Origin of the sequence: Arthrobacter sp. B2a2-09 (genome assembly GCF_027587375.1) — a bacterium.
Taxonomy (GTDB): Bacteria; Actinomycetota; Actinomycetes; order Actinomycetales; family Micrococcaceae; genus Arthrobacter.
On the sequence record NZ_JAMXIC010000003.1, the window covers coordinates 97089 to 116064 of the forward strand.

Annotated in this window: 18 protein-coding genes; 9 read left to right on the forward strand and 9 right to left on the reverse strand. The window is 64.5% G+C overall.

Going from position 1 to position 18976, the window contains the following annotated elements:
• The first annotated feature begins 140 nt into the window (after positions 1-140).
• Positions 141-1379 carry an NAD(P)/FAD-dependent oxidoreductase gene (locus NFJ07_RS04445; RefSeq protein ID WP_269992788.1) on the forward strand — a complete coding sequence of 413 codons (1239 nt, stop codon included), beginning with the start codon at positions 141-143 and terminating at the stop codon, positions 1377-1379.
• On the opposite strand, the gene NFJ07_RS04450 is transcribed toward NFJ07_RS04445, so the two are convergent.
• Positions 1358-2626 carry a cysteine desulfurase family protein gene (locus tag NFJ07_RS04450; RefSeq protein WP_269992789.1) on the reverse strand — a complete coding sequence of 423 codons (1269 nt, stop codon included), beginning with the start codon at positions 2624-2626 and terminating at the stop codon, positions 1358-1360. The two genes, NFJ07_RS04445 and NFJ07_RS04450, sit on opposite strands and share 22 nt — an antisense overlap.
• Before the next feature lie 98 nt (positions 2627-2724).
• A complete protein-coding gene (locus NFJ07_RS04455; protein WP_269992790.1) occupies positions 2725-3390 on the reverse strand; it encodes a helix-turn-helix transcriptional regulator in 666 nt (221 codons plus the stop codon).
• Between the two features lie 90 nt (positions 3391-3480).
• Between NFJ07_RS04455 and NFJ07_RS04460 the strand changes: the two genes are divergently transcribed.
• The gene (locus NFJ07_RS04460; RefSeq protein WP_269992791.1) at positions 3481-3900 is read left to right on the forward strand and encodes a hypothetical protein; all 420 of its coding nucleotides are present in this window, start codon (positions 3481-3483) and stop codon (positions 3898-3900) included.
• 9 nt (positions 3901-3909) lie between these two features.
• Here the strand turns inward: NFJ07_RS04460 and NFJ07_RS04465 are convergent, their stop codons facing one another.
• Entirely contained in the window at positions 3910-4875 is a 966-nt protein-coding gene (locus NFJ07_RS04465; RefSeq protein WP_442865285.1) for a diacylglycerol/lipid kinase family protein, read from the reverse strand.
• A 150-nt stretch (positions 4876-5025) separates the two neighbouring features.
• Between NFJ07_RS04465 and NFJ07_RS04470 the strand changes: the two genes are divergently transcribed.
• The 5 genes from NFJ07_RS04470 (at position 5026) to NFJ07_RS04490 (ending at position 9039) form a co-directional block, all read left to right on the forward strand.
• Positions 5026-5982, forward strand: a complete 957-nt coding sequence (locus NFJ07_RS04470) for a J domain-containing protein (protein ID WP_269993086.1) — start codon at positions 5026-5028, stop codon at positions 5980-5982.
• A gap of 44 nt (positions 5983-6026) precedes the next feature.
• Positions 6027-6494, forward strand: a complete 468-nt coding sequence (locus NFJ07_RS04475; RefSeq protein WP_236811934.1) for a tRNA (cytidine(34)-2'-O)-methyltransferase — start codon at positions 6027-6029, stop codon at positions 6492-6494.
• Positions 6495-6719: 225 nt separating this feature from the next.
• On the forward strand, positions 6720-7316 hold the full coding sequence (sigK, locus tag NFJ07_RS04480) for an ECF RNA polymerase sigma factor SigK (protein WP_269992792.1): 597 nt from the start codon (positions 6720-6722) through the stop codon (positions 7314-7316).
• Between the two features lies 1 nt (position 7317).
• Complete coding sequence (locus NFJ07_RS04485) at positions 7318-8199, forward strand: anti-sigma factor (RefSeq protein WP_269992793.1); 882 nt, start codon at positions 7318-7320, stop codon at positions 8197-8199.
• Between the two features lie 78 nt (positions 8200-8277).
• On the forward strand, positions 8278-9039 hold the full coding sequence (locus tag NFJ07_RS04490; RefSeq protein ID WP_269992794.1) for a MerR family transcriptional regulator: 762 nt from the start codon (positions 8278-8280) through the stop codon (positions 9037-9039).
• Between the two features lie 90 nt (positions 9040-9129).
• Here the strand turns inward: NFJ07_RS04490 and NFJ07_RS04495 are convergent, their stop codons facing one another.
• The 6 genes from NFJ07_RS04495 to NFJ07_RS04520 all read right to left on the reverse strand — a co-directional run bounded on the left by NFJ07_RS04495 (position 9130) and on the right by NFJ07_RS04520 (position 15624).
• Positions 9130-10503, reverse strand: coding sequence for a GntT/GntP/DsdX family permease (locus NFJ07_RS04495; RefSeq protein ID WP_269992795.1), 1374 nt, complete (start codon positions 10501-10503; stop codon positions 9130-9132).
• Positions 10500-11045 carry a gluconokinase gene (locus NFJ07_RS04500; protein WP_269992796.1) on the reverse strand — a complete coding sequence of 182 codons (546 nt, stop codon included), beginning with the start codon at positions 11043-11045 and terminating at the stop codon, positions 10500-10502. Before NFJ07_RS04500 ends, NFJ07_RS04495 begins: the two co-directional genes overlap by 4 nt.
• Before the next feature lie 74 nt (positions 11046-11119).
• Positions 11120-11884, reverse strand: coding sequence for a PIG-L deacetylase family protein (locus tag NFJ07_RS04505; RefSeq protein WP_269992798.1), 765 nt, complete (start codon positions 11882-11884; stop codon positions 11120-11122).
• A gap of 20 nt (positions 11885-11904) precedes the next feature.
• Complete coding sequence (locus NFJ07_RS04510; protein ID WP_269992799.1) at positions 11905-12858, reverse strand: electron transfer flavoprotein subunit alpha/FixB family protein; 954 nt, start codon at positions 12856-12858, stop codon at positions 11905-11907.
• Positions 12859-12872: 14 nt separating this feature from the next.
• A complete protein-coding gene (locus tag NFJ07_RS04515) occupies positions 12873-13673 on the reverse strand; it encodes an electron transfer flavoprotein subunit beta/FixA family protein (protein WP_269992800.1) in 801 nt (266 codons plus the stop codon).
• Between the two features lie 295 nt (positions 13674-13968).
• Positions 13969-15624, reverse strand: a complete 1656-nt coding sequence (locus tag NFJ07_RS04520; protein ID WP_269992801.1) for a S1C family serine protease — start codon at positions 15622-15624, stop codon at positions 13969-13971.
• 332 nt (positions 15625-15956) lie between these two features.
• Between NFJ07_RS04520 and NFJ07_RS04525 the strand changes: the two genes are divergently transcribed.
• Positions 15957-18032 carry a TPM domain-containing protein gene (locus NFJ07_RS04525; RefSeq protein ID WP_269992802.1) on the forward strand — a complete coding sequence of 692 codons (2076 nt, stop codon included), beginning with the start codon at positions 15957-15959 and terminating at the stop codon, positions 18030-18032.
• A gap of 102 nt (positions 18033-18134) precedes the next feature.
• Positions 18135-18923, forward strand: a complete 789-nt coding sequence (locus tag NFJ07_RS04530) for a PspA/IM30 family protein (RefSeq protein WP_269992803.1) — start codon at positions 18135-18137, stop codon at positions 18921-18923.
• The last annotated feature ends 53 nt before the right edge of the window (positions 18924-18976 follow it).

Here is an 18976-nt window from a genome sequence, read left to right on the forward strand (position 1 = left end):
TCCGCCCCAAAAATGCCTTGACCACCGTCGCGGACGATTCTAAAGTCAAAACTAACAGTTTTAGATTGCGACCGCGTGCTGCTTTCACGCACACGCGGACTGCCCAAGCGAACCGCCCACGCCTCGCGAATCGAGTCACCATGGACACTGAACACATCGTCATTGCAGGCGGCGGGCTGGCCGGCGCGACGGCTGCCAAGACCCTGCGCTCCGAAGGTTTCCAGGGCCGCATCACCGTGGTCTGCGCCGAGAATGAGCGGCCCTACTTGCGCCCTCCCCTCTCCAAGGAGTTCCTCCTGGGCAAAGCCGGCGAGGATACCGTCCCGGTGCTGGCGGCCGGCTGGTACCTGGAGAACGACGTCGAGCTCCTCCTTGGAGATTCCGTCGCGGCTGCCGATCCTGCCGCCCACACGGTACAGCTGGGTTCAGGAACCGAGCTTCAGTTCAGCAAGCTCCTTATCGCCACGGGGGCGCAGCCGCGCCGGATTCCGCTCCCCGGTTCCGATCTTGCCGGTGTGATGACGTTCCGGACTTTCAATGACTCGCGCAGGCTCAAGGAAGAGCTGTCAGGCGGAGGCCGGCATGTGGTGATGGTCGGCTCGGGTTGGATCGGCATGGAGCTTGCCGCGGCCGCCAGCACATATGGCAACACCGTGACGCTGATGGGCCTGGAAGATGTGCCGCTCAGCATGGCCATCGGCCCCGAATTGGGCGGTTTCTTCCGGAGCCTGCACGAAAAGCACGGCGTACAGTTCCGACTCCCCGCGAGCGCAGCGGAAATCACCGGCGTTGGGGGCGTGGCGACCGCCGTTGTCACCGACTCCGGCGAGGTCCTCCCTGCCGACCTCGTGGTGGTGGCCGTCGGCGTCGCACCGGACACCGCCCTGGCCGAAGCCGCCGGCCTGGACATCCGGAACGGAATCGTGGTGGATTCTTCGCTCCGGACCAGCAGTCCGGACGTGTTCGCGGCTGGCGACGTCGCCAATGCCCTCCACCCGTTCACCGGCGAGCACCACCGCAGCGAGCACTGGTTCAACGCCCTCAACGGCGGCAAGGTCGCTGCCAAAGCGATGCTGGGACAGGACGCCCTGCTCGACTTGGTCCCGTATTTCTATACGGACCAGTTCGAGGTCTCGATGGAGTACTGGGGATATCCCACCCTCGCGGCAGGTTCCGTACCCGTCATCCGCGGCTCATTGGAGGAGAACAGCTTCCTTGCCTTCTGGCTGCGGGACGGCGCCGTGGTGGCGGGCATGAGTGTCAACCAGCAACGGGTACAGAAGCCCGTCAAGGCACTGATTTCGGGGCGCATCCCGGTAGACGTGGACCGCCTGACTGATCCTGCCGTTCCGCTGGATCAGTTGTTGCCCGGGACCTGATCGCCTGCCGGGCCGCTGGCAGGGTCGCTACCGTAGCCCCGGGCCACAGTGGCTGCGGTCTGGATGCTGGACTCGTGACCGGCCATTCCGGCGAGCTTCGCCCGGGCGTACGCGTCCGGCAGGGCCTTGAGCAGGGCGTCGACGTCGGCGTCGATCGAAGAGTGCCCCAGGCTGAATCGCTGTGCCCCGCGGGCAGTGTCCTCATCCAGCCCCATGGCCAGCAAGACGTGCGAGGGCCTGGGGACTCCCGCAGTGCAGGCGGATCCGGTGGACGATTCGATGCCCGCGAGGTCCAGGAGGAACAGCAAGGAATCACCTTCACAGCCCGGGAACGTGAAATGCGCGTTGCCCGGCAGCCGGGCGTCGCCGGGAGTTCCGCGCAACACCGCCTCGGGAACGGCAACCTTGACGCCGTCGATGATCCGGTCCCGCAAGACGCTGATTCGCTCGCGCTCTGCCACCAGGTTTTGAGCGACTGACTCTGCTGCGGCGGCAAATGCCGCGATCGACGCCGTATCCAGGGTTCCCGAGCGGACATCGCGCTCTTGCCCTCCTCCGTGCTGGACCGGAGTTACCTTGGTGGACCGCCCCAGGAAGAGGGCGCCCACGCCCACGGGTCCGCCGATTTTGTGGCTGGAAACCGACATCGCGGCGAGCCCTGATTCGCGGAAGCTGAGGGGAATCGATCCGAACGCCTGGACTGCGTCCGAGTGCACGGGGATGCCGTGGGCGGCGGCGATTTCCACGATCTCCTTGACGGGCTGGATGCTGCCTACCTCGTTATTTGCCCACATGACGGTGACCAGGGCCACCGATCCCGGATCACGTTCGATCTCCGCCCGCACAGCGTCCAGCCGCACAACGCCCTGGGAATCGACGGGGAGCCACACCGCTTCGGCCCCTTCGTGCCGTTCAAGCCATTCGACAGTGTCCTGCACCGCATGGTGCTCGACCGCGGAGCAAAGGATCCGCTTGCGCCGGCCATCTTCGTCGCGGCGGGCCCAATACATCCCCTTGACGGCAAGGTTGTCAGCCTCGGTGCCTCCGGACGTGAAGATGAGCTCGGAAGGATGCGCCCCGGCCGCTGCCGCAATGGCCTCGCGCGCGTCTTCCACGGATCGCCGGGCACGCCGTCCGGAAGCGTGCAACGACGACGGATTGCCGGTCCGTGCCAGCTCGCGGGTCATGGCAGTGAGGGCAATTGCAGCAAGGGGCGTGGTGGCGGCATGGTCCAGGTAAACAGGCACCACCCAAGTCTATCGAGGCCCGCGAATTCAGGCTCCGGCGCGGAAGGCGCCTGCCCAGGCAGACCCCCCTAGGCCGCTCCCCTAATCCGCGGGACGGATCACGATGTCGGAAGGATCCTTGCGCAGCAATGGCCTTCGCGGTTGTCATCGGCGATCCGGTCCTCGGCAATTCCGCACGCGGCTGCCGCTCCGCTCAGGAAGGCGCCGTTCATGGCGCAGACCACGTTCGTGTGGCTTTCGGCCAGCCTGTGGAACGGGCAATTGACCAAGGAGTACCCGCCGTCGTCGTCAGCTTCCGGCCTGTAACCATAGCTCGCCAGGACATCCTCGAAGTGCGGCTCCGTACTGCCGGCCTCGCGGCCCCGGGCGTAGGCGGTTTCGAGGAGCGCTTCCCGCGGGGAACCACCCTTCGCCATCAAGTCCTGGATGGCAGAGGCCATCACTTCCCCGGCGAGGTCATAGTGGCGCTCCGGAACAGAGGCGCCGATCTCATCAATGACGGGCGCATACAGCTTCGCGGGGCGCCCGGAACCCGGACCAACCTTGCCCCCGAGCTTGCGGAATTCAACATTCAGGAGCCCGTCGCGGACCAACCGGTCCAGGTGGAAGGAGGCAGTGCTGCGGGGAAGCCCGAGAGCCATCGCGGCGTCGTCGCGGCTGACTGCATCGCTTGCGGCGCAGACGTGCTCGTACAAGCGGCGGCGGTTGCCGTCGTCGAGGGATGCCACAGCGGAGAGTCGACGCAGCCAGGGAAGTCCGGTCATGCATCCAGCTTAACTCTAAAATCAACACTCATTGCTTAATCCTTCCGAACTTTCTAAAATCAAATTATCCATTTTTAGAAAGAAGCAATCATGAACACCGCATCATCCCCAGCTCAAGCGAAAACCGGATCGCTGATGTCCATGGATCCCCAGCGGCAGGCATTCCTGCTCCTTCGGACCGTGTTCACCGTGGCGCCGATCATTTTCGGCCTGGACAAGTTCGCCAACCTACTCACCCACTGGACGATCTACTTGGCCCCCGCGGCCACCTCCGTGATTCCGGTCCCGGCCCAGACCTTCATGTACATCGTGGGCGTCGTGGAGATTGTGGCCGGCATTGCGGTAGCTGTGCGTCCGCGCTTCGGCTCGCTCCTGGTGGCCGTGTGGCTTCTGGGCATCATCGTGAACCTGCTGGTGCTCGGGAACTTCTTCGACGTCGCCCTCCGCGACTTCGGACTGCTCGTGGGCGCACTCGCGCTCAACCGCTTGGCCGTGGCCGCCCGTCGCTGACCGGCCTGGTCAGGCCAGGACCCGCAGGGCGCCCGGAACCACGTCGATTTCCACGGGAAGGAGTCCGATCCGCTCACCGTCGGCGTAGGCCACCACGTTCTCGGCGGCAAGGCGCACTGAGCGGACCCGGCGGATTTCCACCGCCGGGTGCGAGGTATGCCGGCCGGAGAAGACCTTCGGGAAGACCGCAAGGAAGGCTAGCCGGGACAAAGGCTTGACGATAAACAGATCCAGCAACCCGTCGTCGGGCGCGGCATCCGGGACGATGCGCATCCCACCGCCGATCGACTGGCCGTTGGCCACCGAAATCAGCATGGCGCCCTCCCTCGATGCCGCGCCGTCGGCCGTCACGGTGTAGTTGATGGCCCGGAACGATCCGAGCTCCCGGAGCATCGCCAGCGTGTAGCGGAGCGTACCGCGGGGCCACCTCCAGGAGTTGGCCCGTTCATTGACAGCGGCGTCGAATCCCGCGGATACGGCCCCGGCGAACCATATGGTCCGTCCGCCAGCGGTGATGCGGCCTGCGTCGAGGACCCGGCCGCCGTCGGCGAGCGCCGAGATCACGCGGGCACACGATCCCGCGATGTCCTGCAAAGGCAGTCCAAGCATCCGGGCTACGTCGTTTCCCGTACCCACGGGAACAATCCCGAGCGGCAACCCGGTCCTGCCAAGAGAGTTGACGCCCAAATGGACCATGCCGTCGCCACCCACCACCACCAAGGCTCCGGCGCCTGCGCGAAGCGCTTCGTCTACCGCTTCCCGCAGGGCGTCCATGCTGTTGCGCCGAAGTACGACGACGTCGAGACCCGCGGCGCGGAGGCAGCGGGCGGCTTCGTCCCCGGCAAGGGCGTGCCGGCCAAACGCTGCAGCGGGATTGACCGCCAGCACGATCCTCCGGCGGGGCGAGCCATTCAGGCCTTCAGTGCCGGCGCCTGGTAGCTCAAAGGGATGATTGGGGCCGGCCGAGGAGTTCACAGCATGAATCATGCCACCGGCACGGGCGGGACCCGGGGAACTAAAGCCCGGGCCGCCGTCGTTCTCATGGTGGGCTGGCTAGACTTGCCAAGATCGCCACTCCGCACCGGGGCGGCGGGAATCTTCAGAATCCCAGAGAAAGGCCCGTGGTTGGCTCAGGGCAGCAGTTCCCACTATCAGATCCTCCGGGTTCCCGTCACAGCGACGGACAAGGAGATCAAAGTGGCCTACCGAAAGGCTGCGAGGAACGCCCACCCGGACCATGGCGGTGATCCTGAAGTCTTTCGACAGGTCACGCTCGCTTACGAGACCCTGATTGATCCCAAACGACGTGCGGAGTACGACCGCCGCTATGCGAGCGGCGTTTCGGGCAGGTCGACCCCCTTCCCAACGCAAAGACCGGACTACGGCGGGGCCGGCGCCCCCGGATCGGAAACCCGCACCACCGGGGTCCACCGGCCGAATGCCCCGCGCAACACCGCCGGAGACGCTCCCGTCTATGTCCCGCCTTTCGATGATCCCCTCGAGGTGCCCCTGCTCTCCAAGGGCGAGGCCGCCCTGCAGATCCACGGGATTCCCCGGAAGCGTGGAATCTTCGGCGCCGAAGCCCGCATTCAGCGCGAAATGCGGACAGTCCAGCTCATCAGCCGCCAGATCCTGCCGGCCATCCCCTCAGCACGCCTCGTCAACGGGCTCCGCTCCCCCTCGGACGACAGCCACATCGATCACGCCCTGCTTGCCGGCTACCGCCTGGCGCTGATCGGTTCCATGCTGCTGCCCAAGGGCGCCTACGCCTGGGACGGTGTGGCGCTCAAGCATGGCGGCCGTTCGGTGCCACCGCCGCAACTCGAGCTGATCGTCCGCCACATGCAGGAGATCTTCCCGGAACTGAATGTGACGGGTTGGGTAGTAGTCCATAGCCAGGACGGCAACCCGCACGAGCCGGTCATCGACCATTACCGGCGCGCGGACGGAGATTTCGGTTCGGTGCAAATCGTCAATGCCTCCGGGCTGGCCCGCGGCCTCAAGCAGTTCCTGAGTTCAGGCCCGGTGCCCAACACTGTGGTTGTCCCGGTCCTGGCCCGGCTGCTGCGAGGCATGCACTGAGCCTGCGGGAACAACCCTGTATTTTCGCTGGCTAGGATTGATACGTGTTCCGCATCCTCTTCCACACCCCTGAAATCCCGGGCAACACGGGAAACGCCATCCGGCTCGCCGCCATCACCGGCGCGGAGCTCCACCTCGTGGAGCCGCTGGGCTTCGACTTCTCCGACGCGAAGCTGCGCCGCGCGGGGCTGGACTACCATGACCTCGCGGTGGTCACGGTGCACAAGGACATCGAGGCTGCGTGGGCGGCTTTGCAACCCGAGCGCGTCTTCGCATTCACGTCCGACGGCGAATCCTCCTATACGGACATTGCTTACGAGGAGGGCGATGTTTTGCTGTTCGGACCCGAGTCCGTCGGTCTTCCGGACTGGCTGAAACAGGACCCGCACGTCACGGCCCGCGTTCGGCTCCCCATGCTGCCGTCCCTCCGCTCGCTGAACCTTGCCAATGCCGCCTCAATCGCGGTGTACGAGGCCTGGCGTCAGCATGGTTTTGCCGGCGCGAAGCTCTAGCGGGATGGCCTGGCCGCCCCGATAGCTCACCTCCGCGGATCACCCATCCAAAACTCCCCCTGCACCGAATACCCTATGCAGGCACCGACAGCCTGGGCAGGCTCCTGGCCTGCGAAGCAAGGAGCCGGCGAAGCGACGGCCGCGGAAGGGGCGCAGGTGACTACTCTCAAGACTCGCAGTGCTTCTGGTACTGCCAGGGTCACGGGCAACCTATGCTGGACGGTGATGGATACACCGAATGTGCAAGGCCCCGAGGCCCCCGGCCTGATAGCCGGCTCCAATGCGCAGCTTGCGGAATTGCTGGGGTTGATGGCCGACGGTGACCGGGCTGCCTTCAGCGAGTTCTACCGGCTCACTGCGCGGCGGGTCTTCGGCATGGCCAAGCGCGTCTTGGTGGATGCGGGCTTGAGCGAAGATACCACCCAGGAAGTTTTCATCCAGGTCTGGCAGAACGCGGCCAAATTCAACCCCGAGGCGGGCAGTCCCCTCGCGTGGCTCATGACCATCACCCATCGGCGCGCGATCGACCGCGTCCGCTCGGCCCAGTCCGCTACGGACCGCGAAGCGAAATATGGCGCTGCGAGCCAGCTCCTTGACCACGATTCGGTGGAAGAAGAAGCCAGCAGCCGGCTTGAGGCCGAGGCCGTCACCCGCTGCCTTGGCACCCTTACGGAAACGCAATTGGAATCCGTGCGGCTCGCCTACTATGGCGGGCTCACCTACCGGGAGGTCGCCGATCAACTCGGTGCCGCGATTCCGACCATCAAGTCCCGCATCCGCGATGGACTTCTTCGACTCAAGACTTGCCTGGGGGTGAGCTGACATGACCGAACACGATGACAACAAGCAGAATGCCGGGAAGGAAGGTCACCTCCGCAGGATGTTTGCCACCGACATAGCCACTGATCTTGCCGAAGGCCGTGTCTTGGAGCTTGCCGAGATCTATGCCCTCGACGCCTTGAGCGACGCCGAGCGAGCGGAAATCGACAACTACATTGCCACCGCGCCCGAACGCTCGGCGTTCCTTGAGCGGGTCAGGCAGTCACGCGAAACCCTCGCCACCTCCTTCGCCGACGAGGCCGAACCGCGGCCCGGGCTCTTGCAGGACATTCTGCGGCAACTCCCGCAACAACCCCGTACCGCACAAACCGGCACAGCGTCCGCACCATCTTCCGTTCCCGAAGCGCCGGCCGGCCCCACGATGCACGTTACCCCCGACGTCGTGGACCTCGCCGCGGCCCGGAACCGACGGGATCGCCGACGTTTCGGCGGCGTCCGTGGTTGGGTGGCAGCCGCTGCGGCGGCTGCGGTAATCGCGCTTGGCGGTGTGGGCGTGGGCGTCTATGTAGCCGGGCAGAACGATCCCGTGAACCAAGTACTGCAGGCCGGCGATGTCCGGCAAGCCACCGTCAACGTCAACGGCGGCGGCACTGCCACCGTGTCCATCTCCAGCTCGAAGAACGCTGTGGTGGTCCGCATGAACGGAGTTCCGGCGCCCCCGGCCGGCAAGGTCTATCAGATGTGGCTTATTCCCAAGGACGGCTCCGACCCCGTATCCCAGGGACTCATGGACGCCCAAGCCTTGAGCCATCCGGCGGTTGTCTCCGGCATTTCCAGCGCGGCAGCCATCGGCATCACGGTGGAACCCGTGGGCGGCTCCAAGAAACCGACGCTCCCGACGGTCGCCGCAGCGCCTCTCACGTAGTAACGACGGAATTCGCCGACGAGGGTTCCTGGCGACGGGTCTTGACCTTGACGTAGCGTCAACTTCTACGCTGGACATATGAAGCAGGACAAGGCAGATACCTGGACCATTTCCGAACTGGCCAAGGCCAGCAAGGTTTCCTCGCGAACCTTGCGCCACTATGACCAACTCGGACTCTTGGAGCCTGCCCATACGGGACACAACGGCTACCGGTACTACGGCCAGCCTGAGCTGCTGCGCCTGCAGCAGATCCTTCTGCTTCGTGAACTTGGCCTTGGGCTCGAGACCATCGGCGAAGTTCTGGATGGCCAGACCGATCCTGTGGAGGCACTTGCCGTGCACAGGAACTGGCTGCTGGCCGAGCGCGAGCGACTGGACCGGATGTCCCGGACGGTCGACGCCACTATCGCAGCACTACGTCAAGGAGAAACCATGACCGCGGAGAACATCTTCAAGGATTTCGACAACAACCCCTACGAAGCCGAGGCGCGCGAACGCTGGGGCGATCGGGCCGTCGACGTGAGCAAGGCACGGCACTCGGCGATGACAACGAATCAAAAACAGGCCTTCATGGAGGAGTACGCGGCCCTGAACCAGGATCTCGCCCGGTGTTTCGACGCCGCCCTTCCGGCGGACCACCCGGACGTCCAGGCAGCCGTCGGCCGGCATTACAAGTGGATCTGCGCCAGTTGGACGCCAAACGCTGAATCCTACGTGGGCTTGGGACAGATGTATGTGGACGACCCCCGGTTCACCGCCAATTACGACAAGGTCCGCGTCGGTCTGGCGCCCTACCTGCTGGAAGGCATCAAGGTCTACGCAGCAGAAAAGCTCAGTTAGGGCATCTCTCCTGAATAGCGCGACGGCGGCCCGTCCCCACTGGAAACACAGGGGGCGGGCCGCCGTCGTACTGGCTGCTGGGTAGCCCCGCTAAATGATCAGCGAGAGCACCATGATGAAGGAGAAACCGACCACCGAGATGAGCGTCTCCATGACCGACCACGTCTTGAACGTCTGCCCGACCGTCAGGCCGAAAAGTTCCTTCACAAGCCAGAACCCGGCGTCGTTGACGTGGGACAGGAAGAGCGAGCCGGCACCGATCGCCAAGGCGAGGAGCGCTGCGTGCGTCAGGGTCAGGCTGCTGGCCAGCGGAGCCACGATGCCCGCGGCCGTCACCGTGGCGACCGTTGCCGAGCCCGTGGCCAGGCGGAGCGCCACTGCCACAATGAAGCCCAGGACCAGCACGGACATATTGGCGCCCTCGGCCCACTTCTTGACTGCGTCGCCGACGCCGGCCCCGATGAGGGTCTGCTTGAAGCCGCCGCCGGCGCCCACGATCAAAAGGATCGCGGCGATCGGTCCGAGGCTCGCGCTGAGCTTGGACGTGATCTTGCTACCGGTGAATCCAACGGTATAGCCAAATGTCACCATCGCGGCGAGCACGGCCAACGTCATGGCAGCCAGGGGCTGGCCGATGAAATCCAGGACGGTGCGGATCATGGGGGCATGCGCAGCGTCCGGCCAGGCAATGTCCGCGATGGCCTTCAGCAGCATGAGCACCACCGGGAAGATGATGGTCAGCAGGGTGACGAGGAAGCTCGGCTGGCGCTTGACTTCGCTGAGGTCGACGGCGTGCTGGGTGTCGACGCCGCCGGCCACCGCCGGGGCATCCACAGGAACCCAACGCGCGGCCAAACGGGAAAACAGCGGACCACAAATGATCACCGTGGGGATGGCGACCAGGAGTCCCAGAGCCAAGGTGGTACCCAGTTCAGCCTTCACCGCGCTGATGGCGATGAGTGGCCCGGGGTGCGGCGGCACGAGGCCGTGCAGCACGGAAAGGCCGGCAAGCGCCGGAATGGCGATGCGCATGAGCTTCATCTTGGAGCGCTGGGTGACCAGGACGATCACCGGCAGGAGCAGTACGAGGCCAATCTCGAAGAACATCGGCAGGCCGATGATGACCGCCACCAGGGTCATCATCCAGACGACCCTGTTGCCCTTGGCCTTTTCCAGCAGGGTATCCACTACCCGGTTGGCACCGCCGGAGTCCGCCAGGAGCTTACCCAGCATGGCGCCGAGGGCAATCAGGAGTCCGACTTCCTTGAGGACGCCACCTACGCCGTCTTCGAAGTTGCTGATGACCTTGTCGAGTCCAACTCCGGATGCCAGGCCGACGAATGCCGAACCCAGCACGAGGGATAGGAAGGGGTGGACCTTGAATTTTGCGATCAGCAGGACAATCAGCGCAATGCCGATGGCCGCGACCACGAGGAGTTGGGTGTCGTGCCCGGTCCAGTTCACGCAGCGCCACCGACCGGATGGGCCTGCTGTGCCTCAAGGCCGAGCCGTTCGATGATTTCGTCTGCCTCTTCCGCCGGAGAAGCCGAGACGCACAGTGAGATGTGGTTCTCTTCCTCCGTAGGTTCCTCCAATGCATCGAACTGGGATTCCAGCAACGAAGGAGGCATGAAGTGTCCGTGGCGCGAAGCCAGCCGGTCGGAAATCTTGTCCTTGCTCCCCTGGAGGAAGACGAACACGACGCCCTCGCCGCGCAGGACGTCCCGGTAACGCTTCTTCAAGGCCGAGCACGTGATGATGCCCGGCTTTCCTGCTGCAGTGCGCTCCCTGATCCATTCGGCAATGATGTCCAGCCAGGGCCAACGGTCCTCATCGCTGAGTGCGTGCCCTGCCTGCATCTTTGCCACGTTCGCTTCCGGGTGCAGGTCGTCGCCTTCGGCGAGGTCCCAACCCAGCCGGCCGGCCAATACGCCGGCCACTGTCGATTTACCGGAACCGGAGACGCCCATGATCACCAATACCGGCTGTTGTGCAGTCTTCGCCATCAAAGTCTGCCTTCCTCAATTAAATATGATTTAAACGAGACTAAGCATATGACACAGGTTACACATCAGCAATTTCAGAAACCGGCGATGGTTTGGGAACCGTTGATTTCCACCACATGGAACGCCTCGGCGCTGCGCCCGTCCGGCATGCCGGCACGCGAGGCATTGTGCCGGAGCATGCCCCGGACAGCCCGTTCCATGCCTTCCAGATCGGGGTGCTGGCTCGCGTGGATCCGAATGGCAGCCAGTTTCGCGTCGATGTGTTCAGTGACATCCACGAAATAGTTCTCACGGGTTTCGGGACCGGCGAAGAGCCACAGCCATGGCAGTTTGTAGGCATCGAGACCGGCTTCTGCCAGTTCCGGGTAGGCAAAAGGGTTCTCAAGCGCGGGGTACACCGCGCGGGTCACGATCTCCCCCACGGCGAGGTGGTCCGGATGGCTCTTCTGGATCCTGTCCCAATTGCGTTCCGGGTGCATGGCCAGGACCACGTCGGGGCGGATTTCGCGGATGAGCTTCACCACTTGCTTGATGACCTCATGCGTCGGTTCGAGGTAGCCATCGCGCTCATGGAGGTAGTGCACATCCGTCACGCCGACGAGGGCAGCGGCTTGTCTCTGCTCGTCTGCGCGCATCGCAATGATCTCTTCGCGGTGGGCAGGATCGAAGCCTCCGGCGTCGCCGTCGGTCACGACGCAGTAGCTGACCTCGACGCCGGCAGCGGTCCAGGCAGCAATGGTGCCGGCCGCGCCAAAGTCGACGTCGTCCGGGTGGGCGGTAAAACAAAGCACCCGCTCAACGCGCTCCGTGGAGGCGTTGAACGGGCTCTTTGCTGACATAGCGTCAGAAGACAAAGGGATCAGCCTTTCCGCTTTTTGATCTCTTCGGTGGCCTGCGGAACAACCTTGAAGAGGTCACCGATGATGCCGAAGTCCGCGATTTCGAAGATCGGCGATTCCGCATCCTTGTTGATCGCGACGATGACCTTGGAGGTCTGCATCCCGGCCTTCTGCTGGATCGCTCCGGAGATGCCCGCCGAGATGTAGAGCTGCGGGGACACGGTCTTGCCCGTCTGGCCAACCTGGTAGTCGTGGCCGATCCAGCCTGCATCCGTGGCGGCACGGGAAGCCCCGAGTGCACCGCCCAGCGCGTCGGCCAGTTCTTCCAAGGGACCGAAGTCGCCGTCGACACCGCGTCCACCGGCAACCACGATCCGGGCTTCGGTAAGCTCGGGACGGCCGCTGGCCGGCTTTTCCGCGCGCCCGGTGACCCGCGCGGCATTCGCGGTGGCATCGGCCGGGACGTCGATAGTGACGGCTTCAGGCGTGCCTGCCGCGGCCGGGGCCTCGACGTCGACACTGTTCGGCTTGACCGTGAGCACGGCGACGGCGGTGCGCGCCTTGGCCGTGGTGGTGTATGAGCCGGCCAGGACCGACTTGTGGGCCGTGCCATCGGCGTCGACGCCCACCACATCGGTGATGACGCCGGCGTTGAGCTTCACGCCGAGACGGGCCGCGATTTCCTTGCCGTCGGCCGTGTTCTCGAGCAGGACGGTCCCGGCCCCGGAGGCCGCAACTGCCGCAGCAAGATATGCGGCTTTCGGCGCAACCAGGTAGTCGTCCAGGTCCGTAGCGGACGGGCGGTAGAGAACCGAGGCTCCGTGCGCCCCCAGGGCGGCGGCGACGTCGTCGTGCAGCTCGCCGTTGAAGGCGACCACCGCTTCCCCGAGGGAACGTGCGATCGTCAGGAGTTCCAGGCTGCTCTTCTTGAGCGCCGCGCCCGGGTTGTCAATGAATACAAGTGCTTTTGCCATGTGTCGGAATCCTCTTAGAGCAGCTTCTGGGCGGCCAGGAACTCAACCAGCTTGATGCCGGCGTCGCCTTCGTCGGTAATGATGGTGCCGGCCGTGCGCGGCGGGCGCGCCTCAGCGGTCTCGACGGCGGTCAACGAACCCGCAGCGCCCACCTGCGCGGCATCGACGCCGATGTCGGCCAGGGTGAGTGCCGTGATTTTCTTCTTCTTGGCGGCAAGGATGCCCTTGAAGTTGGGGTATCGCGGCTCGTTGATCTGGTCCGTCACGGATACCAGCGCGGGCAACGTTGCCTCCACGGTGTCCGCGTGGGCGTCACCGTCACGGCGCGCGACGACATGTTCGCCATTGACTTCCAGGGAGGAAGCAAAAGTGACTTGAGGGAGTCCGAGACGCTCAGCGAGTTGCGCCGGAACCAAGGACGTTTCGCCGTCTGTCGAGGCCATGCCGGTCAGGACGAGGTCCACGGGCGAGTCGGCGCCGAGATAACGGATTGCCGCGGCGAGGGCCAGCGAGGTGGCGGCGGCGTCGGAACCGGCCAAGGCGTCGTCGCTCAAATGCGCTCCTGAGGAGGCACCGATTTGCAAGGACTTCTTGACGGCGTTCACGGCACCGGCGGGACCCATGCTCAAGGCGATGACCTCGTTGCCGGCCTTCGCACCGCCGCGGGCCTCGCTGAGCTGCAACGCAGCTTCAAGCGCATACTCGTCCAGTTCGGACAGGATGCTCTCGTCGCGGTCCGTGGTGTTGCCTGGGCCGGTGAGGTGTCGGTCGAACTGCGCGTCCGGGACGTGCTTGACCAGAACAACAATCTTCAATGTATCTCCCACTGTGTTCGAGGCAGCCTTCCATGCTCGGGGATGGCCAGCAACTAGGCGCATGGCCAAGAGTGCCCAGCGTACGGGCTCGTCCTAGCTAAGCATATTGCGGGACAAGTCGGACAACGCCGGGTACCCGCATTAACTCCTGTTTCGTGGATGGCTCCCGCCTACAGGCGTAAGAGCACACGGAGACGGCGGGCCGCACCGCTGTGGTGCCGCCCGCCGTCGTCGACCGCTAACTGCTTGCCCCGCTGGAATCCACTGCTACTGCATGGCTATTACAGGGCAGCCGTTACGGAGCTGCATCCAAGGTCACGTCGAGTTCCTGCGTCTGACTGCCGCGCTGGACGGTCACCTTGACCGTTGCGCCTGCTGGCTGCTCACGGACCGCAGCGGTGAGCTGCTCGGGATCGGTGATGTCCATCCCGGCGAACTTGGTGACGACGTCGCCCACCTTGAGTCCGGCCTTCTCAGCGGCGGAGCCCGCGGTCACGGCTGCGACCTGCGCCCCCACCGAGAACCCGGAACTGCTTCCCGTAGCCGACTTAGGCTGGACGCTGACGCCGAACTGCCCGTGGGTGGCCTTGCCGTTCTTGATGAGTTCCTGCGCAATACGCTTCGCGTTGTTGATGGGGATGCTGAAGCCCACACCGATGTTGCCGCTGGACGAAGACGAGGAACTGCTGCTGCCGGCGGAAGCGATCGCCACGTTCACACCGATGATCTCGCCCTTGGTGTTGACAAGCGCTCCACCGGAGTTGCCCGGGTTGATCGGCGCGTCGGTCTGGATGACGTTGAGCGACACCGTGCCCTGGCCCGCACTACTCTGGCTCTGGCCGCCGCCTGGAGGGGCGAATTGGAATCCGCCTTGGCCGCCACTTTGCGAATTGTCGGAGCCGCCGTTGGGAACAGCCGAGGATGCCACGCTGATGGTGCGGTTGAGCGTGGAGACGATGCCGTCGGTGACCGTGCCGGGCAGGCCGAGCGGAGCGCCGATGGCGATTGCGTTGTCCCCGACGTTGATCTTGCTGGAATCACCCAGGGTAGCTGGCACGAGACCGGAGGCGTTGTCCACCTTGATGATGGCGAGGTCCGAAAGCGGGTCCGTACCCACTACCGTCGCCTTCAGGACGCGTCCATCGCTCAACCGCACTTCAATCGCGGCGTTGGCGCTGGCTCCGTCAAGGGTCACCACGTGGGTGTTGGTCAGGATGTGGCCCTGGTCGTCGAGGATGATGCCCGAACCGGTTCCACCCTGGTTTCCGCTCGAGGCCATGATGGTCACGACGCTGGGCGTGGCTTTGGCGGCGGCTGCGGTGATGGCGTTGACATCGTCCGTGTTATTGACGATCACCGTTCCCGTCTGGTTGCTGCTGGCGGCCGCCGGGGTCCGGCTACTGAACAACTGATCGCTGGCGGCCACAACGCCTCCACCCACGAGACCGGCTGCCAGGATGCAGGCCACCAAGGTTCCGACGCCGAAGACCGGCTTGCGCTTAGGGGTAGCCGCCGGACCGCCCGGGTGGGCCGGGAACTGTTGCGTGGGATAGTGCTGCGCGGGGTTCGGTCCCCCGTAGAAAGGCTGGTGTTGCGGGTAGGGGTGTTGCGGTCCCGCGCTGTGCTGGGGTGCGCCGTGTTGGGGCGCTCCGTTCTGCGGCGCGCTGTGCTGAGCCTGGATCTGCTCGGTAGCGTTTTCGGACGGCGCCTGGGCCCACGGTGCCGGAGCGACCGGGGTCTGCGCCGGGTATTCCGGCTGCGCCGGATACTCGGGCTGCGCCGGGTATTCGGGCTTCGCTGTGAAATCCTGACCCGGCTGGTATGCCGGCAGCGGGGCCGTAGGCTGGGAGTTGGCTTGCTTGTCCGCCTCCGCCTTGCCGGTGCTCTCAGGACCATGGTTCTCGGGGCCATTGTTCTCAGGCGCGGCGCCCTGTGCTGGGTTCTCCGTCATGGGACTTCCTTTCTTCCTCGTCCCCTTAACTATCGTCGCTCTTGCTGGATCAAGAGTCGACGTTCGCTGGGAGCTTGCTGAACGCCGTCATCGGAACGGTCTTGTGCCCTCGAATGGCGCCGGCTAGCCCCCTCAACGCTGGAGAAGGGCGGATCTCTCCCCGTTTCGCTGGCGGCATATTTACCGCTGTGGACGCTCCAAAAGGTGCACCATAGTATCAAGTGGAATTGCCACAGCGACCTGCGGCTTGATAACCATGCGTGGGGGCGCTGATGCATTCTGTTTCGATTGTTCCGGCCCGGACCAATCGCAGACGTGCTGAAGGGTTGCACATGCGGTCAATGTTGAAACGTGTACTCGCCGTCATCGGCTTGGCTGGAATGCTGGCCTTTCCGGCCGCAGCAGCCTGGGCAGCCGACCCGGTGACCATCCCGTCCGGCCAGAACATCGTGGACAACGCGAACGTTTTGGGAAGCCGGAAGGGCGAGGTCCAGGACGCCATCCAAAAGCTCTTGAAAGACCACAAATACAATTTGTACGTGGTCACGGTGAATTCCTTCGAAAACCCCTCCTCCCCCGAGGCTTGGGCCACGGCAGTGGCCACCAAGAAGGGCATGGGCCGGGCGGACGTCATTCTGGCCATCTCCACCGCCGGTCAGTACTACTTCGCCCCCAACTCGGCCAGTGCGATCTATTCCAAAAGGTCAACCATTTCGTCCAATGCCATCGCGGCCAACTTGGGCGCGGGCAAGCGGGACTACGCCCAGGCCGCCATTGACACAGCAGCCGCAGTCGGCGATGCCGCTGGCGGGGGCAGCGGCACAGTCCCGAGCGGCGACTCGGGTGCAGTCGTTTTGATCGGCGCCGGCGTGGTTGCGGCTGGAGGCGTAGGCACGTACCTGTACTTCCGCAATCGCCGCAAGAAGATCCAGGCATCCAGTGCCAGCTACGGCCCGCAGGGAGAACAGCTCGATCCCCTGGCCGCCTTGAGCATCGCGGAATTGCGGCGCAAAGCCGGCACCCTGCTCATCGAAGCGGATGACACCATCAAGTCCAGCGAGCAGGAGCTCGGCTTCGCCCAGGCGCAATATGGCGATGCCGCCGTCGGGAACTTCACCAAGGCCTTGCTGGAAGCAAAGAACCACATGACCGAATCCTTCAAGCTGCAGCAACAACTCGACGACCACATCCCGGACACCGAAGAGCAGCAGCGCAGTTGGCTTGGTGAAATCATCCGACGCTCGGAGGCTGCCCTCGAGTCGCTGCGCGAGCAGAAAGCCGATTTCGATTCCCTGCGAGAGCTTGAGAAGAACGCGCCCCAGGCTTTGGCCACTGTTGCTGCCGGCGCCAACGAAGCCGAGGCAAAGATCAGCAGCGCGGAGCAATCGCTCAACGGCCTGCGCGAGAAGTACGCAGACAGCGCACTTGGCCACGTGAGCGACAACATCACCCAGGCAAAGGACCGGCTTGCCTTCGTTCGGCACGCGACAACTACGGCACAGGAAAAGCTCGCCGCGGGTGAAAGCAGCCTTGCCGCAGTAGCAGTCCGCGCTGCGGAAGAGGGCCTGCACCAGACCAACGTGCTGATCGACGCCATCTCCAAGGTCGCGGGCAGCCTCGACGAAGCCCGGAATTCGCTAGAGGGCGCCGTGGTGGAGACCAGCCAGGACCTGGCACAGGCCAAAGCGATGATCCAGTCCGGCGAACATCCGGAACTGGCTGGCCCGGTGGCCGGAGTCGAAGCCGCGCTGGCGCAGGTCAAAATTGAAATCCAGGGCGGGAAGATCGATCCCATTGCCACCCTGGACCGGGTGGAGAAGGCGCACCAGGCCTTGGACCAGTCCCTCTCGGGAATCCGTGACCAACAGGAACAGGCAAGGCGCGCACAGGCCGCGCTCCAGCAGACCATCATGGCTGCCCAGTCCCAGATCAGCGCTACCTCGGACTACATAGCGGCGCGACGCGGCGGCGTTGGCCCCGAGGCCCGTACCCGCTTGGCCGAAGCCCAACGGAATCTCGACTACGCCCTGTCCATTTCCCGCAATGACCCGGTCACCGCGCTGACGTACGCCCAGCAGGCCCAGGCGCTGGCATCACAAGCCGCACAATTGGCACAGTCCGACGTCGATCAATTCGGCGGCTTCGCCAACCAAGGCTACGGCCGTGGCGGAATGTTCGGCGGCGGAGGCAATGGCGGTGGCCTCGGCGGAGCAATCCTCGGCGGCATCCTCATCAACTCCATCCTGCACGGCGGCGGAGGCGGCTGGGGCGGTGGAAACGACGGCGGTGGCGGAGGCGGATTCTTCGGTGGCGACGGCGGAGGCGGCGGAGGCGGCGGAGGATTCTTCGGTGGCGACGGCGGAGGCGGCGGAGGTGACTTCGGCGGCGGCGACTCCGGCAGCTTCTAACTCACGAAGACTAGGTGGGGGGTCTGTCCCCCACGTAGAAGCGGTACAAGAACTGATCACTGGATTCAGTGGGCACCACTGAGCAGGACGAAAGGCAACACCATGGTTAAGCAGTCCATTTTCGGGCGGATCGCACAGCTCGCCAAGGCGAACATCAATGCCTTGCTCGACCAAGCTGAGGACCCCCAGAAGATGCTGGACCAAATGGTCCGCGACTACTCGAACAACATCGCCGAGGCCGAGTCCGCCGTGGCGCAGACCATCGGCAACCTCCGCATGCTCCAGGCCGACTACAACGAGGACATCAAGAACTCCCAGGACTGGGGCAACAAGGCCCTCGCGGCTTCCCGTAAGGCGGACGAGTACCGTGCTGCAGGTAACGCGGCCGACGCCGTGAAGTTCGACAACCTTGCCAAGGTGGCCATCCAGCGCCAGATGTCAGCCGAGAACGAGGCCAAGGCTGCCGAGCCCAACATCTCCTCCCAGTCGGAGGTCGTGGACAAGCTCAAGAGCGGTCTCGACCAGATGAAGGGCAAGCTCAACGAGCTCACCAGCAAGCGCAATGAGCTGGTTGCCCGCTCCAAGACGGTTGCTGCCCAGACCCAGGTGCACGACGCCCTCAAGAGCATCGACATCATGGACCCCACCAGCGAGGTGGGCCGCTTCGAAGAGAAGATCCGCCGCGAAGAGGCCAAGGTCCTCGGCCAGCAGGAGCTTGCAGCCTCCAGCCTGGACGCACAGTTCAACCAGCTTGAGGACCTCGGCGAGCAGACGGAAATCGAGGCTCGCCTGGCGGCCTTGAAGTCCGGCGGCTCGAAGGCCGCGATCGGTGCAGGCGCCACCGCTCCGGCAGATGACACCGTGGACGAAGCCGACTTCGACAAGCTCTAAGACGACAAGCTCTAAGACCCTGCCGGGCCGTATCCGCCCGGAACGATTGACCC

Coding starts and splice junctions, on each gene's coding strand:
- NFJ07_RS04445 (WP_269992788.1), top strand. CDS start 141: ATGGACACTGAACACATCGTCATTGCAGGCGGCGGGCTGGCCGGCGCG.
- NFJ07_RS04455 (WP_269992790.1), bottom strand. CDS start 3,390: ATGACCGGACTTCCCTGGCTGCGTCGACTCTCCGCTGTGGCATCCCTC.
- NFJ07_RS04460 (WP_269992791.1), top strand. CDS start 3,481: ATGAACACCGCATCATCCCCAGCTCAAGCGAAAACCGGATCGCTGATG.
- sigK (WP_269992792.1), top strand. CDS start 6,720: ATGGATACACCGAATGTGCAAGGCCCCGAGGCCCCCGGCCTGATAGCC.
- NFJ07_RS04485 (WP_269992793.1), top strand. CDS start 7,318: ATGACCGAACACGATGACAACAAGCAGAATGCCGGGAAGGAAGGTCAC.
- NFJ07_RS04490 (WP_269992794.1), top strand. CDS start 8,278: ATGAAGCAGGACAAGGCAGATACCTGGACCATTTCCGAACTGGCCAAG.
- NFJ07_RS04500 (WP_269992796.1), bottom strand. CDS start 11,045: ATGGCGAAGACTGCACAACAGCCGGTATTGGTGATCATGGGCGTCTCC.
- NFJ07_RS04505 (WP_269992798.1), bottom strand. CDS start 11,884: ATGTCAGCAAAGAGCCCGTTCAACGCCTCCACGGAGCGCGTTGAGCGG.
- NFJ07_RS04510 (WP_269992799.1), bottom strand. CDS start 12,858: ATGGCAAAAGCACTTGTATTCATTGACAACCCGGGCGCGGCGCTCAAG.
- NFJ07_RS04520 (WP_269992801.1), bottom strand. CDS start 15,624: ATGACGGAGAACCCAGCACAGGGCGCCGCGCCTGAGAACAATGGCCCC.
- NFJ07_RS04525 (WP_269992802.1), top strand. CDS start 15,957: ATGCGGTCAATGTTGAAACGTGTACTCGCCGTCATCGGCTTGGCTGGA.
- NFJ07_RS04530 (WP_269992803.1), top strand. CDS start 18,135: ATGGTTAAGCAGTCCATTTTCGGGCGGATCGCACAGCTCGCCAAGGCG.